The sequence below is a fragment of the Planococcus shenhongbingii genome (genome assembly GCF_030413635.1).
GTDB lineage: Bacteria > Bacillota > Bacilli > Bacillales_A > Planococcaceae > Planococcus > Planococcus shenhongbingii.
The window spans coordinates 2,055,691-2,070,743 of sequence record NZ_CP129235.1 but is presented as its reverse complement, the minus strand read 5'-3'; the positions used below and the strand labels follow the sequence as shown (position 1 = coordinate 2,070,743).

General features: G+C 42.1%; 15 protein-coding genes. 11 read left to right on the top strand and 4 right to left on the bottom strand.

The genetic code is table 11. The annotated features are described in order from the left end of the window. Nucleotides 1-18: 18 nt before the first annotated feature. The 5 genes from QWY16_RS10240 (at nt 19) to QWY16_RS10220 (ending at nt 6,103) form a co-directional block, all read left to right on the top strand. A complete protein-coding gene (locus tag QWY16_RS10240) occupies nt 19-897 on the top strand; it encodes a carbohydrate ABC transporter permease (RefSeq protein WP_300989134.1) in 879 nt (292 codons plus the stop codon). 14 nt (nt 898-911) lie between these two features. Further along, nucleotides 912-1,742 (top strand): carbohydrate ABC transporter permease, encoded by an 831-nt coding sequence (locus QWY16_RS10235; protein ID WP_300989133.1) that lies wholly within the window; start codon nt 912-914, stop codon nt 1,740-1,742. 167 nt (nt 1,743-1,909) lie between these two features. Continuing rightward, nucleotides 1,910-2,914: an HNH endonuclease gene (locus QWY16_RS10230; protein WP_300989132.1), complete on the top strand. Its 1,005-nt coding sequence runs from the start codon at nt 1,910-1,912 to the stop codon at nt 2,912-2,914. Nucleotides 2,915-2,990: 76 nt separating this feature from the next. Continuing rightward, nucleotides 2,991-5,021 (top strand): Na+/H+ antiporter, encoded by a 2,031-nt coding sequence (locus tag QWY16_RS10225; RefSeq protein ID WP_300989131.1) that lies wholly within the window; start codon nt 2,991-2,993, stop codon nt 5,019-5,021. Between the two features lie 179 nt (nt 5,022-5,200). Beyond that, nucleotides 5,201-6,103 (top strand): proline iminopeptidase-family hydrolase, encoded by a 903-nt coding sequence (locus QWY16_RS10220; protein WP_300989130.1) that lies wholly within the window; start codon nt 5,201-5,203, stop codon nt 6,101-6,103. 68 nt (nt 6,104-6,171) lie between these two features. Here the strand turns inward: QWY16_RS10220 and QWY16_RS10215 are convergent, their stop codons facing one another. Next, nucleotides 6,172-6,921, bottom strand: coding sequence for an arylamine N-acetyltransferase family protein (locus tag QWY16_RS10215; RefSeq protein WP_300989128.1), 750 nt, complete (start codon nt 6,919-6,921; stop codon nt 6,172-6,174). A 596-nt stretch (nt 6,922-7,517) separates the two neighbouring features. On the opposite strand from QWY16_RS10215, the gene QWY16_RS10210 reads away from it, so the two are divergent. Both QWY16_RS10210 and QWY16_RS10205 read left to right on the top strand, forming a co-directional pair. Next, nucleotides 7,518-7,880 (top strand): GNAT family N-acetyltransferase, encoded by a 363-nt coding sequence (locus tag QWY16_RS10210; protein WP_300989126.1) that lies wholly within the window; start codon nt 7,518-7,520, stop codon nt 7,878-7,880. An 81-nt stretch (nt 7,881-7,961) separates the two neighbouring features. Further along, nucleotides 7,962-8,384, top strand: a complete 423-nt coding sequence (locus QWY16_RS10205) for a DUF1259 domain-containing protein (RefSeq protein ID WP_300989124.1) — start codon at nt 7,962-7,964, stop codon at nt 8,382-8,384. Between the two features lie 81 nt (nt 8,385-8,465). On the opposite strand, the gene QWY16_RS10200 is transcribed toward QWY16_RS10205, so the two are convergent. Next, nucleotides 8,466-8,867: a DUF2512 family protein gene (locus QWY16_RS10200; RefSeq protein WP_300989122.1), complete on the bottom strand. Its 402-nt coding sequence runs from the start codon at nt 8,865-8,867 to the stop codon at nt 8,466-8,468. Nucleotides 8,868-9,090: 223 nt separating this feature from the next. Between QWY16_RS10200 and QWY16_RS10195 the strand changes: the two genes are divergently transcribed. Then, nucleotides 9,091-9,651, top strand: a complete 561-nt coding sequence (locus tag QWY16_RS10195) for a divergent PAP2 family protein (RefSeq protein WP_300989120.1) — start codon at nt 9,091-9,093, stop codon at nt 9,649-9,651. Between the two features lie 21 nt (nt 9,652-9,672). On the opposite strand, the gene QWY16_RS10190 is transcribed toward QWY16_RS10195, so the two are convergent. Together QWY16_RS10190 and QWY16_RS10185 are read right to left on the bottom strand one after the other, a co-directional pair. Further along, on the bottom strand, nt 9,673-10,248 hold the full coding sequence (locus tag QWY16_RS10190) for a TVP38/TMEM64 family protein (RefSeq protein ID WP_300989118.1): 576 nt from the start codon (nt 10,246-10,248) through the stop codon (nt 9,673-9,675). Between the two features lie 360 nt (nt 10,249-10,608). Further along, entirely contained in the window at nt 10,609-11,121 is a 513-nt protein-coding gene (locus tag QWY16_RS10185) for a GNAT family N-acetyltransferase (RefSeq protein WP_300989116.1), read from the bottom strand. Between the two features lie 552 nt (nt 11,122-11,673). On the opposite strand from QWY16_RS10185, the gene QWY16_RS10180 reads away from it, so the two are divergent. The 3 genes from QWY16_RS10180 (at nt 11,674) to QWY16_RS10170 (ending at nt 15,041) form a co-directional block, all read left to right on the top strand. After that, nucleotides 11,674-12,375 carry a GDSL-type esterase/lipase family protein gene (locus QWY16_RS10180; RefSeq protein ID WP_300989114.1) on the top strand — a complete coding sequence of 234 codons (702 nt, stop codon included), beginning with the start codon at nt 11,674-11,676 and terminating at the stop codon, nt 12,373-12,375. Nucleotides 12,376-12,651: 276 nt separating this feature from the next. Beyond that, entirely contained in the window at nt 12,652-14,052 is a 1,401-nt protein-coding gene (locus QWY16_RS10175) for an FAD-binding oxidoreductase (RefSeq protein ID WP_300989112.1), read from the top strand. Then, nucleotides 14,052-15,041 (top strand): bile acid:sodium symporter family protein, encoded by a 990-nt coding sequence (locus tag QWY16_RS10170; protein ID WP_300989110.1) that lies wholly within the window; start codon nt 14,052-14,054, stop codon nt 15,039-15,041. Before QWY16_RS10175 ends, QWY16_RS10170 begins: the two co-directional genes overlap by 1 nt. The last annotated feature ends 12 nt before the right edge of the window (nt 15,042-15,053 follow it).

Here is a 15,053-nt window from a genome sequence, read left to right as displayed (position 1 = left end):
ATCGGGGGTGTTTTGTCTATGCGGATTTCAAAAACCTGGTCCATTATTTTATTTTTGCCATTTCTGATCTGCTTTACCTTATTCTTAATTGTGCCATTCGTATACGGCCTTTATATCAGTTTTCATCAATGGTCTATTTTTGGAGGGAATGGGGGATTTGTCGGTCTTGATAACTACGTGTCGATCCTGACACCTGGCAATGTTTACAGCAATGCTTTTTACAATGGATTAAAGAACACGTTGATTTTCGTGGCCATTAGTGTGGTGCCGCTTGTGGTGATCAGTTTAGCTTTGGCTTTAGTGGTCGACAGCATCCCGGATAAATTGAAAGTATTTTACCGGACGGTCTTCTTTATTTCTTATGCTGTTTCCGTTACTGCCGTTTCAGCAATTTTCAAATGGCTTTTTACTGGGAATGGCGGGTATGTTAATAATGTCATGAACACTTTCGGTCTTGGCACACCGAACTGGCTCAACGATCAGCCACTTGCCTGGATTGCCATATTAATTGCGACAGTGTGGTGGACAATTGGATTTAATATGATTTTGTTCATCAATGCTTTGGATGAAGTGGACCAGAATTTGTATGAAGCTGCTGGTTTGGACGGAGCCAATTGGTGGCAGCGATTCAGTTATATTACGTTTCCTTCCATTAAAGGAGTTTTTGTTTTTTTGACAATCATAACCGTCATTGCGTCTTTCAATCTTTATGGCCAAACTTTGCTCATTACAGCTGGTGGCCCGGCGCAAAGTACAACTTCCTTGATCATGGTCATCCAGCAGGTAGTCTTTAACCAGAACAACTTAGGGATGGCTTCTGCGATGTCGATGCTAATGGGCTTTGTCATGGTCTTGATTGTAGCCGCTCAATATTTCTACACATTCCGCAAAGATTAGGAGGTAGTGGAACTATGAAAAAATCCAAAAGTAAAAATGCATTTATTTTAGTCGCTGCCACCCTGCTTGCAATTTTATTTCTGCTGCCTTTGATTTTCATGCTGTTCACATCGTTCAAGGCATTGAGCGAATCCATGTCATCTTCAGCGCTATTTCCGAGAGCATGGACCCTGGAAAACTACAGCAGTATTTTTGGAGTTGCGGCAGATGTTCCTGTAATTCGCTGGTTGGCAAATACAGGGATCGTAACGATTGCAGGCACCGCCTTGGTGGTATTCGTCGATGTGCTGGCTGCCTATGCATTGGCGCGCTTAAATTTGCCCGGAAAAAAGTTTTTTTTCACCATGGTAGTGGTGGCATTGACGATACCGGGCATCGTTACGCTGTTTCCGATGTTTTATATCTTCCGTGAATTGAACTTGATCAATACCTTCGCGCCGCTGATTTTAATTTATTCTGCCAATACGATGGGAGTATTTCTGGTTTATAGTTTTTTGAAAGGTTTTCCGAGAGATTTGGAGGAAGCGGCAGTTATTGACGGTGCTTCACTTTGGCAGATACTGCGGTTTGTCATTTTCCCAGCGATACGGCCGGTTGTTGCCACTTTAGCTGTTTTGACTTTCCTGACGATTTACAATGACTTCCTATGGCCATCGGTCGTCACCAGTGCGGATGAAATGAAAACGGTAACGGTTGGAGTAGCGAATCTTGTTCAAGGAGCCAACTTCGTTAACCCCGGCCGGATGATGGCGGCGACCGTTGTTGCCACATTACCCGCATTGATCATTTTCGTAGCTGCAAACAGGTATTTTGTACGCAGTGTCATCAGTTCCGGAATCAAATAAGACTTTGTGCAAAGCGTGTATGCTGTAAAAGATGCATGCTTTTTATGTTTTCTTGGATTATAGGCAATTATCCGGACAAACTTCTAAACAAGCAGCAGAAATATACGATATGATGAATGCATGGAAAAGAAAAACCGTCATTTTGATTTGTTTAGGAGGAAAAATAATTGAATTGCTTTATTGTCATGCAAGGCGAAACGTATCAAGAGGAAAAGAAAATGGGTCTGTTGTGGACACCTCAACGGGATAAGTCCGGAATGGTGCCGCATTCCTATAAAAGGATGCGGGATATAAAAAAAGGCGACCGGATTTTTCATTACGTGAAAGGCTATATTGTTGCTCTCAGTGTAGCAAAGGAAAATTGCCGATTGGGGAATAAGCCGATAGCGGTTAACATGGCTAATGGAAAGGAAGAAAAGGGCTATTATGTTTCTGTCGAGTACCATGAACTGGAACAGCCTTTAAGCATACATGAGCATTTTGATGAGCTTGCCAGTTTGCTGCCGGTCAAATATGCGGCTTTCCAGGAAGACGGAAGCGGCAATCCGGGTTATCTGTATCCCTGCAATGAAGAGCTTGCCATCAAAATGCTGGAAGGCATCAGTATGCTGAATGTCTATGTGCCAGAAGAAGAGCAGCTGGAATTAGCGATTGAAGTGATCAGGACGACCGAACATAATCCTTTGGTGCCTTTAATCGCCGAAACGATACTGGAAGCGAAAACAAAGATGCAGCGCGGTGAGCAGCAATTCCGGAAACGGCTGACGCCATTATGGAATAAATCTTGTCCTCTTTGCGGAATGGACTTGGAGCCGGTGCTGAAAGCGAGTTACGCAAAACCATGGAAAGATAGTTCAGATCCGGAACGGCTTGATCCATATAACGGTGTTTTACTGTGCAGCAACCATGATTCGATGTATTCTTACGGACTCATTACCATCAACGCAAATGGCAAGCTGCAAATTTCAGCAACCATTCCAGAAGAAAAGTACAGCGATTATGGATTGTCCGCGCGTCTGCGAATACCGGTCTATCCTGAAAACAGCGGTTACTTCAAATGGCATAAAAAGAATATTTTCATCGATAAAAGAAGCCGGATTGCTACACTCCATGAAGAAAAACCGGTAATGGAAGAAATAAATTCGGAACAGGAAGCGGCAAAGAAAAATTAATGAAGGCATGCAGTGAACCGCGTGATTCCGGGTATACAAGGATTACACCTTAACCCCTGGAGAACGGAGAGCCAATATGGATATTTTGATGACGGTATTGCTGTTGATCAGTTGTTTGCTGATTTCTAATATAGTTAGCCACTATACCCCTTTTATCCCCACTGCATTAATTCAAGTCGCGTTAGGGGTACTCCTTGTTTTCATCTTTGACGATATTACCTTTGATATCGAAACAGAATGGTTTTTGCTGCTGTTTATTGCCCCGCTTTTATACAACGATGGCCGGCATTTCCCGCGGGAAGAATTGTGGAAGATGAGAGGGCCGATCCTGGGGAATGCGGTATTGCTCGTGCTGATTACAACAGTGGCCGGTGGGTACTTCATCCATTGGATGATCGATGATATCCCGCTTAGCGCAGCTTTTGCCTTGGCTGCCATTTTATCTCCTACTGACCCAGTGGCAGTCAATGGGATTGCCCAGCGCATTCATATCCCCCAAAAAGTATTGAATCTGGTCCGGGGTGAATCGCTGATCAATGATGCCTCCGGGCTTGTCGCTTTCAACTACGCAGTGGCGGCAGTAGTGACGGGTTACTTCTCATTATCTGAAGCGGCATTAGACTTTTCATACAAATTTGTAGCTGGAGCAGTTTTAGGCTTGGTTTTGGGCTTGCTTGTCATCTGGATCCGTTATATTTTGCGCCGGCAAGGCATCAACGATGTCACTTTTCAATCACTTCTCCATGTCATGACTCCTTTTATCATTTTCATCATTACCGAAGATCTGCTGCATGCTTCGGGAGTTATCGCTGTAGTCGTTGCTGGGATTGTCCATTCATTGATCCGGGAACGAACCGAAACGCTGGTAGCGGAAGAACAGATGCTTGCTGAAAATATATGGACAATTATGCTGTTCGTGCTGAACGGCATTGTTTTTCTGCTGCTCGGATTGAACATCCCTTCTTCGATGAGCGGTGTGCTTGAGAATCCGAATATCAACGAATGGATGCTGTTCGGCTATGTAATCGCAATCGCGCTTGTTATTTTGGGTCTTCGTTTTGTATGGGCTTATTTATTTGAGACTTATGAATACCGGTTTGGAAAAGTGGAAGACAGTCCAAAGCCCAGCCTTAAAACCACCTTATTTGTCAGTTTAACAGGGGTTCGTGGAACCGTTACGATGGTCGGTGTCTTATCGATTCCTTTCTTTTTGGAAAATGGAGAGTCTTTTCCAAACCGTTCATTGATCATTTTCTTAGCCGCTGGAACGATTTTATTCACCTTGGTCGCGGCCACAGTTCTATTGCCTTTGCTGAGCAGAGGCATGTTGGAAGAAGGGGAACAAACGGACTTTTTGGATACGGAAGAAGCGAGAAGGCGTATCCTCTTGGCTTCCATTAAGAAAATAAAAGCTGAAATGGACGAAGAAAATGAAGTGGCAGCTTATGAACTGATGGACGAATACAAATTGCGGCTTCAACAGACACTTTCTGCGGATGAAATTTCGTCAAATAGAACAAAAAAACACAGAAGAAAGTCGAAAGAAATAAGATTAATAGCTTTGGATATAGAAAAGAACTATATTAAAGAGCTTCAGAATAAAAGCATGGATAAAGAAGTATATGAGGCGTTTGAAAAGTCGTTGGAACGCCGGGAAGAAATCATCAGGCAAAATATCCGCTCTCTTACCGTGCATTTGCAAGGCAAACTTATCAGGGCGTGGAAAAGGTTCAGAGGACAGTACTTGAAGGATGAAGAAACGCGCCTAGTCAACATGCAAATTGGCAAAGAAGTCCAGCTGGGAGCCTTGCAAGCAGCAGTAAAAAAACTGGAGGAATATAAAAGGAATTCGGATGATAAAGAAATTATTGATTCGGTAATTTCCGATTATAATCAGATGATGAGCGGTTTGAAACGGCCCGAGGCCCAATACAATGAGCAATTCGAATTGCAGAAAGAAGAACTGCGCATAATCGTAATGGATGCCAGCAGAGCAGAGATAAACCGCATGTATGAAGCGGGCGATATCACAAGAGAACAGACTAGGGAACTTCGAAGATTCGTAAACTATATGGAAAGCATAACGCTTTATGAACGCGGAGATTAAAATATCGGTAAAAGGGTTTGCAGGCTTTTCGGAAGCTATGCAGCCTTTTTTGTATTCGTGCAAGAAAATGATTACTGTGGAGGAACATAGAGCACATTTATATACAGTACGGCTTGTTTAATAGTCTGAATAGTAAGATAATTTAAATGATCTATGAAAACTTACAAGGAGGAAAAAAGATGGAAGGACAAACGAATATCATAAGATTGAGGAATGGATTCCATGTATGGACCAGAAAAGTTGGAGAAAGCCCTATCAAAGTATTATTGTTGCATGGCGGTCCGGGATTGACACATGATTACTTAGAAAATTTCCAGGAATATCTGCCGCCTGAAGGAATTGAAATTTACTTTTACGAGCAATTGGGTTCTTTTTATTCCGATCAACCGGATCAGGATGAACTTTGGAACTTGGAACGTTTTTGTGACGAAGTGGAAGAAGTGCGATTGGGGTTAGGGCTTTCAGATTTTTATCTTTATGGCCACGGCTGGGGCGGCATGCTGGCCATTGAATACGCGCTGAAATATGGAGATTCTTTAAAAGGATTGATTATATCCAACATCACTGCAAGCACTAAATCATTTGTAAAGAGTGGTAACGAAAGCAGAGATGCGCTGCCGGCAGAAGTCGTTGAAAAAATGAAATCTCTGGAAGAGTCCGGTGGCAGCGAAGGACAGGAATATGAAAATCTGTATTGGGAATATTATGGAAAGAAGCACATCTGCAGATTGGATCCCAAGCCTGAACCTGTCGCCCGTACTGAAAAACGGATAAATTTGAACGTATTGGAGCCATTGATGGGAGATAAAGAGTTTGATGTAAATGGAGCGCTGAAAGACTGGGACCGCTGGGAGAACCTGAACGACATAACCCGTCCTTCTTTGGTGATTGCCGGTCGCCATGATGCTTTATATGAGGAAGATATTGAAGAAATGGGCAGGCGCCTTCCAAATTCCCGGGTGGCTTATTGTGAAGACGGCAGTTTATTGGCCATGTGGGACGACCCGAATGCTTATTTTAAGCACATCCTTTCTTTTTTGCAGGACGTTGAAGACAGAAAAATAGAGAGACAGAAAAAATAAAGAAAAACCGGATTCGATGGATGGTTTTCATCCTTCCCGAATCTGGTTTTTCTTTTTGGCTTCTAGACTTAGGAATTTAACAGAATGCCAAATTCTTCTTCAAGCACTTTCAGTTTTTCTTCCGGCGAAAGCTGGGTTTTTTCTTTCTTTCCATTTTCCGAACGGGTCAATTGATGATCGGATAATGTGACGCGGCCTTCCGGAGTCGCCTTGGTGACTAAGTCATCATGGGTAAACGGAGAGTCTTTTGAAATTTGGTTGAAAACACAGCCTTCATGAAAATCGGCAAGCTGCTTTTCTTCCAGGCTGAAGCGGTAGAGCGTACGCTCTTTGCCGTCATTGTCCCGGACCAGGTCATAGAATTTCTCGTCAGCTTGTTTAATGGTGTAAGTTCCGCTATGGTCGGTATGCCGTTCGCCTCCAAGCGGAATCGGACTGATAGTAGAATCACCAAATCCGGCATCAACAAGGTAAGGAACATCGAGATTCACCAGGATTGCCGCATGGGTATCCGCTTTTGACCATGTGCCATCCGGCTTCTGGACGGTTGCAGAAATCAGTTGAGCATCGAATCCAAGTTCTTGGAGCAGCCAGTGGAACAACCCGTTAATTTCATAGCAATAACCCCCGCGTCTTTGGTTAACAATTTTTTCATATATATTCTCAACGTTCAAGTAAATGGGAACCTCACGGATTACATCCAGGTTTTCAAAAGGGATGTTCTGCATATGCAAAGACTGCAGGCGGGCAAGGTCCTGCAAAAAACATTCCTCTACCGGGTAAGCGTTGAATCTTTTCAAATAAGCGACCGTATCCATACTCTATCTTCATTCCTTTCATGCTATATCTCCATTAATAGTAGCACGGCAACAATAAATGAACACGAAATTTGAATCTTGAAGAGCCATCAATTAGCAGATGTTCTTTCTGTGCCGCTTATAAAATGCCGGCAAACCGGCACTCATTGCAAATCGTTTCAAGAGGTTAAGCAATTCGAATGCCATCATTTAAACTGCTGTGTTTTTCTGAAAGGATATATTTTACTGTTATTTATCTGTTTTTTTGAATAATTAGTCATTTAAGCAGCCGTTGTTTAATTTTCTGGGTATTAATTCCCTTTTTTATTTGATGAAATTTTAGTAAGATATAGACAATTGAGAAAACTCCGTTACTTTAGAATGTAATTTTATTTCGATATGTTTTTTCTTTAAGTCTTTGGGTTCGTAAATTATTCCGCTTTTTTACATAATCATTTGAAAATAAAGATATAAATTCTTTTTTTCCTCCTGCTGGTATTGTGCAGAACTGAACCATGTATGAGGAAAAGAAAATTTGCAGGAGGGAAAGAACTTTGGCTTCAGCACTTCAAAAAAAAGTTCAAGAGATCAACAATATGGAAATGAGGTTCTCCAGAATGTTAATCAGGTACAAAAAATCATGTGAAAAAATCGCCATGGGTTTGCTTTCTTTTATGCCGGGAGAGAAAGACCTGAAAAAATTAAAGCAAACGATACAAAAATACGAAGAGAATACCGATTGCCATTTATACCTTTGGAGAAAAGGGGATGATTTCATCGGATTGATCGGTGTAGAGCTGGAGGATTCCCATTTCACAGTTCATCATATTTCAGTGATGCCATCCTATAGAGGTGAAGGCATTGGACGGGCCATGGTAGAAAAAATCCAACAAATTCTCGAACCTCGAGAAATTCGGGCTTCAGAAGAGACGAAAGAATTTGTGGAGATGTGCAAGAAAGTTGAAAAAAGTAATCACTGACCGAAGCCTAGCAGAAATGATCAAGTCCGCATAAATCGAGAAAAAAGATGTTTAAATCGAAATTTGGAAGGAATGGATGTTATGCAGCTAGTGGAAACAGTGGCAGAAAAAGTAGGACATCTTTTAGATGCAGAAGTGGAAGGGAATTCTGATAAATACATCATTAAAAAGAATAGAACACTTCAAATATGCACAGAAAACGTCTGTTTTACTTGCACCCTTGAGCTGGATATTTTTTTTAAGCGGATGCATGGCAACGGAATTGCATTTAATAAAGCCGAAATTCTTTTGTTGCCGGAAGAGTTGAAGGCTTTCAATTCTGCTTTAATCGAACACGAAATTACTTTTCCCACTTCGTTTCGCCAGTGGCAAGTAGAAAATCCACATATTATCGCAGTAAATATCGAATCGATGGAGCCGCCAGAAAATTTTGCTGCACGTCTTGCTTCTGCTTTGCAAGTCATCGATAATATAGAGTTCCAGTTGGATCGGACATGGGTATAATTTTATGCTTATTAAAAAAAGGGTCCTGGAATAATTATTCCAGGACCCTTTTTAGCATTGAAATGCTTTAACTATGGTTCATTAAGTTGCAGAACTTCTGCGGCGATTTCTGTCACGGAACACTTGGCTGTCCAAAAATTGATGGAAATACCATTCGCCTAACCCAATAAAAATACCTGAGATGATTGCCGGTGTAATCACATCTGCAGTGCTTGGAACAAGCGCTTCTCCCACAAGCCAAATCACCAGAATGGCAACCGCTACATCTGCGATAGTGGCAAGTGAGTTGCGTTTCGTTTGTTCCGAGCGTTCGCCTGATCTGCGGAAAATCATCAAATCTCCCATCGCATACGCAATTAAAGTTAAAGCCAAGCTGATCAAAAGCGTATCCGCAAATGAAATGTCAAAAAAACCGGTTAAAATGATTAATAAGACTGCTGCAATCATAACGAATTTAATAGCCAATGCAAGTATATGTCTCAACTGAATCTCCTCCTTTCTTCTTTTTTACTCAACCTTTACCCCGATTTACAAATTATTAAATCAAATTTTCATATAAATATTATATTTTTATCAAAAGGGTATTGATGCAGCGCTTTTTCTTCAATTTCTGCATAAAGGGGGCAGAGTTAGGGTAATAAAAAGAAATAGACTTGAAACTTAAGAGTGGCAAGTTATTTTAGATGCAGAGTGGAGGACGAGGGATATGGAATTACAGCAAATGAACAGAGGAATAGCGACCTCACTTTCAGCTATTGGCATTGCACAAGCATTAAAAGTGCTGACTCATAAGAACTTGACTGGAAAATGGGATTGGAAACAAGCCTTTACGACTGGCGGCATGCCAAGTTCCCATTCAGCTGGCGTCTCAGCACTTGCTGCTTATGTGGCAGCGAATAAAGGCACAGGACATACCGAAACGGCATTAGCTGTAGTTTTCGGCACCATTGTTATGTATGACGCGCAAGGAATCCGGCGCCATACTGGAGAAATTGCTCATCTGGTCAACGATCTAGAAGACAGTTTCGTTTCCCTGACAGGAGAATTTCCAAGCCTTGAATTCGAAAGACGGGAAAAAGAGTTGAAAGAGATTCTTGGCCATCAGCCGATAGAAGTTTTAGGCGGGGCTATATTCGGTGTATTGTTCGGACTTGTTTCTGCCAAAATTGAAAATGATGAACGCAGACAAAAGAGAAGAGAACGCAGAAAAGAAGGCGCTAAATTCCGTATCGAGTCAAATGAAATTTATGTGCCCGCAAAAAAATAAAATCCAAAAAAGCGTCCCGATTCAGGTGCGCTTTTTTGGATTCGTTAGACCCACATTCAATCGTACTTGATTCATTTTTCCAATGACCACATAAACCAACGCCAACACTAGGAATAAAGTCAAGCTTACGTACCAGGGGAATTCCGTAATTGCTTCACCGAATGCCGTATAAATGATAGCCGGTGCAATCAAGCCCAGCATAGAATAATACATATATTCCTTGCGGGTTTTGGTCATTTCCATTAAATAAAGAGAAAGCAAGTGGAAATGGACAAACGGCATAATGCGCAAAATCATCACTTGGCCTACTGAAATTTTGCGGTCTGAAAACATCCGGTTTTTTAATTCAGACATTTTTTTCCGGAATTTAGGAAATTTATTGACCAGCAAATACGACACCAGACTCATTAATGAAAGACCGATAAAAGACAATAAAGCCCCTTCCCAAAAACCGAAAACCAAACCGCCGATCACACAGACCAAAATAACGGGCAAAAACAAAAGAGGCCGCAATAAATGCAATAGCACAAAAAGGAGCGGGGCCAGCCAACCAAATCCTTCTATAAAAGTTTCTAACGTATATTCGAATTGCTCCATTGTTATACCTCATTTGATAAACTTTCTTAATTCTGAAGAATAAGCCAATAATACCGCAAAAGCAAGCAAGAGGCTTAAAGCTCATATCATACTAACAGTGATTTATCGCGAAAGCCAGGGATATTCTGACGACTGAAAAAGAGCAAAAGTTTTTTGTGGTTCGGTTGTGTATGTCTTGCATTATTCAAGATCAGTGGTTTGAATGGTGGGAGGATGTTCTAGAAGAAGAGTTGCTGCGGGAGCGGACAGGGAAGCATACCGAAAAAAACGCTGCTGCACAGATGCGCTAATTTCGCGCTGTTTTAAAAATACCGGTTAAAAGGATAGAATCAATATAAGCTACCTTTTTTAAAAGGCAGCTTATAGTATGTCTTTAATCCAGACCATATGCGGTTTTCCTTGTTCCCAATAATCTTCAATCAGAAAGCTGGGAGTCCCTAGTCTTTTCAACCAGTACTGCTGGGAACTTGAAAAGCCGGCATCCAAATAGAATTTTGTTTTGCCTAAGCTGTTCAGTTGAATAATGGCATTTTGAAATAAAAAATCTCCTACTCCTTCGCGCTGATAGGAAGGATGTACATAAACGCATCCAACTTCAAATTGCCCTGGTTCCACTTCAACCATTGACTTTAACATATTCCCGGGAGACTGTAAGGCAATGGTGCCTAGAATATGACTTTTCTGTTCGGCAATATAAAACTGGTTTTCTGATTCCTGTAAACTCTTACTTACCGCTATATTAAGCCTGTAAATTTCCTCTTCGTATAATTCCTGATCATGGAACCCTTCTCGAGCAAGCAAATCAGCCAGACAAGCACGGAAGAGCTCGTCCGCTTCATTAATGTCTTTTGCTTCGATTTTCCTGAATATCATAGCGCACCTCAATCTCTTATGATTAACTCTCTTAAGCCTTCTCAATGTATGTCTTTTTCCTAATAATACCGTTTGTGGGGCGATCAACGCTATATAATTCACATACGCTTTTTTTATTCTGAACAACTTTCACTCTTGAGACAGAACACTTGTTCTTATTTAGGGAAACGATTATAATAGACTAAAGAAGAAAAATTCTGCGCTGCCTTTGCCTCTTAGGATAAACGACTAAAGAAGTTCCCGCTTTTGGAAAAAGAGAGAGAGGGAATTCGAAGAAATGGCTAGGGTAATTTGGATTTAAATACAAAAAGAGTTTCCATCGAGCGGTTCTTTTTAAATCGAAAAATACATACACATTTTTCAATTATTTTCTTGAATTTCTAAACTGATATTAATTTATTTTCCTTAATCATTTTAGATGGGATAGCTTGCAATAAAGAAGGGAAGATAGACATGAATATTACACAACTTTATCAAAGCGATTGCATCGTCGAACACGTATATTTGTGATAAAATCAGTGCATATCCACTTAGAAAGGGACGTGTTGAAGAATGAAAACCAATTCTCAGCCTGGCGCCCTTTTGACAGGTGCGCCTTTCTCAAATCCAAAAAAGCAGAAAAAAATGCTTTACTTAAACCACATTGTACTATTAGGAGATTCAGTCGCTTACGGCTATGGCACACAAGGCGGCATTGCAAAGTACTTGAAAGAAACCTTTCAAAATAGCCAAGTGACAAACTTGGGCATAAACGGCTTAACCAGCAACGGAATGGTAGAACGTCTGCGTTCAGGCATATGGGACAAAACAATTGCTTCTGCTGATATGGTTCTGATCAATATCGGCGGCAACGATTTGCTGCACGGCTTTCGTGGATACGGCGCAAAAGGTCTCGTGCGCCAATTTTCTTCCATTAAACGGACGTTCCGCCAGAACTTGCTGGAGACATACAAGCGCATCCGAGAGCTCAATGAAGCTATCTTAATTGTACAGAATAATTTGTACAACTCGATGAAAAAAGAAGTCCAGTATTTTGGTTTCACTGATCTGTTATTGCGTTTATGGAATTCATCAATCGGCGAAAAAGATGTGATTGTTTCCCGAACAGAAATTATGGGGAAGAATCCTGAAATTTGGCTTGATGCCATTCATCCGAATGATGCCGGCTATAAATTAATGCACGAATTGTTGATGAAAACCCTGAGTTCTACCGGCATCATCATTAATTCCCCTGAAAGGGCGGATCGTTCTTAATGAGGTTTATATATGAGAAGGCTCATTTATGCAATCAAACGCATAATTGGGTCTTTTTCTATGCAATGAATTTTCAAGCTTGAAATGGAGTTTCAAAAGAGCAGGGCAGTGCAACACAAAATTTGACTGCAAATTATTATATTAATATTTTATTCCATTGAAATTTTCAGATGATTATGTATAATGAACACTATTAGCCGGACAGAAATATCAGCCGATTCTAAATGTTTGTTATTTGTTAGTCCGGAAATCGTTATACCTAAGGAGTGAAGTATTATGACCGTACAGAACATCACCGTTGTCCTGGACGCCTTAAAAGCGGCACTGACAGAAGAACAGGTTACGATTAATGAAACGGTAAGAGAACTGCATGGCAAAGATGAATCTTATCATGCCCTGCAATTACCGGACATTGTCGTATTTCCTGAATCCACCCAGCAGGTCAGCCAAATCATGAAAATCTCCAACGAATTCAAGGTGCCCGTTGTTCCTTTTGGCCTTGGTTCGAGCTTGGAAGGGCACGTTATTCCGGTAAATGGGGGAATAACAATCGATTTTTCCTTGATGAACAAAGTGCTGGAAGTGAAAGAACATGATTTTCTGGTGAAAGTGCAGCCAGGTGTGACACGTACCCAATTGAATAAGGAATTGAAAAAATACGGGTTGTTTTTCAGTGTAGACCCAGGAGCAGATGCCACGCTTGGAGGCATGGTAGCAACAAATGCCAGCGGAACCACCTCGGTCAAATACGGTGTCATGCGTGACCAAGTGCGCGATTTGGAAGTGGTTCTTGCTGATGGAATGGTCATCCACACCGGCAATTTGGCAGCTAAATCATCGTCCGGCCTTCACTTGAACGGATTGTTTACTGGATCCGAAGGGACGCTCGGCTGTTTTACTGAAATGACATTGCGTGTTTACGGCATTCCGGAACATGTGTCTGCAGCAAGGGCATCTTTCCCTTCAGTCAATGATGCTGTAGAAGCAGTGGTCTCCATTCTTCAAGCAGGGATTCCGGTTGCCCGTGTAGAGCTTGTCGATGAACCATCGATCAAACAAGTCAATCTTTACAGCGAAACAAATTACAAGGAAAAACCGACTCTGTTTTTGGAATTCCACGGAAACGAGGCTGGATTAAAGCAAGACGTCGAATTTATGAATGAAATCGTTTTGGGACACGGCTGCCAGGAAATCCAGTTCGAAACGGACACGGCAAGCCGCAATAAATTATGGGAAGCCCGACACAATCTGGCTTATGCGTTCATCCACGGCTATCCAGGCAAGAAAATGATGGTGACCGATGTCTGCTTGCCAATATCGGAACTTGCAGGAGCCGTTGCCCATGCCCGTGAAAACCTTGAAAGTATGGATTTGATCGGCGGAATTGTCGGCCATGTCGGAGACGGCAACTTCCATATATTGCTGATGATGGATATGAATGAGGCAGAAGAAGTAGCAAAAGCTGGCGAATTCAACGAGCGGATTGTTCTTTACGCACTTGAGCGAGGCGGCACATGCACCGGCGAACATGGAGTCGGCATCGGCAAACAGAAATATCAGCAGCAAGAACACGGCGATGCGCTGCGAGTAATGGAGAAAATCAAGCAAGCATTGGATCCGCACAATCTGCTAAATCCAAATAAAAATGTCAAAGCAGAGAAAAAGGAGGCCTTCTGATGAAACTGCTTGAAAAACTGAGTGCTTTTGCCGGTAAGTATTTTGCTGTATGGGTGATTGCCATTGCGATTGTGGCATTTCTCATTCCTGACCCTTTCTTGCCTTTTGGAAGTTATATCACCATTTTGCTTGGAATCGTCATGTTCGGGATGGGGTTGACGTTGAAACCAGTAGATTTTAAAATTGTATTTATGCGCCCAATCCCCGTTATCATCGGAGTAGCGGCCCAATTTATCATCATGCCGCTAGCCGCTTTTTCCATCGCTTATTTATTGAAATTGCCTCCGGAATTAGCTGCCGGATTGGTGCTTCTTGGATGCGTCCCAGGAGGAACTGCTTCCAATGTGATGGTTTATTTGGCCAAAGGGAATCTGGCCTTGTCAGTCGCCATGACATCGTTGTCCACTTTGCTGGCGCCGATCATGACACCGTTATTGCTTCTTTTATTGGCAGGGCAGTGGCTGCCGGTAGATCCGGTTTCCATGTTTATGTCCATCATCCAAGTCATCATTATTCCAATTGCCTTAGGGTTTATCGTTCAAAGATTTTTCCCAAAAGCAGTCGAAAAAAGCGTCTCGATCGTACCGCTGATTTCTGTTCTGGCCATCTTGATCATTGTTTCTGCAGTGACTGCAGCCAATGCTTCGAATGTCGTCAGTGCTGGATTCATCGTCTTTATCGCCGTGTTCCTGCATAATGGGTTCGGTTTATTGCTTGGTTATCTAACTGCAATGGCGCTCGGATTGAATGAAAACGACAGACGTGCCATTTCAATTGAAGTCGGCATGCAGAACTCCGGACTGGGAGTTGCCTTGGCTACCGCCCACTTTAGTCCGCTTGCGGCGCTTCCAAGTGTTTGGGGAGCTATCTGGCACAACATCTCCGGCCCAATTCTTGCGACAATCTGGTCGAAAAAGCCTGTGCCGGAAGACAATGCAGCTGTGATTCCTGCTGCTAAAGTTCCTTCAGCAGTAAAAGCTGGGAAGTAAACATTCTTTAGC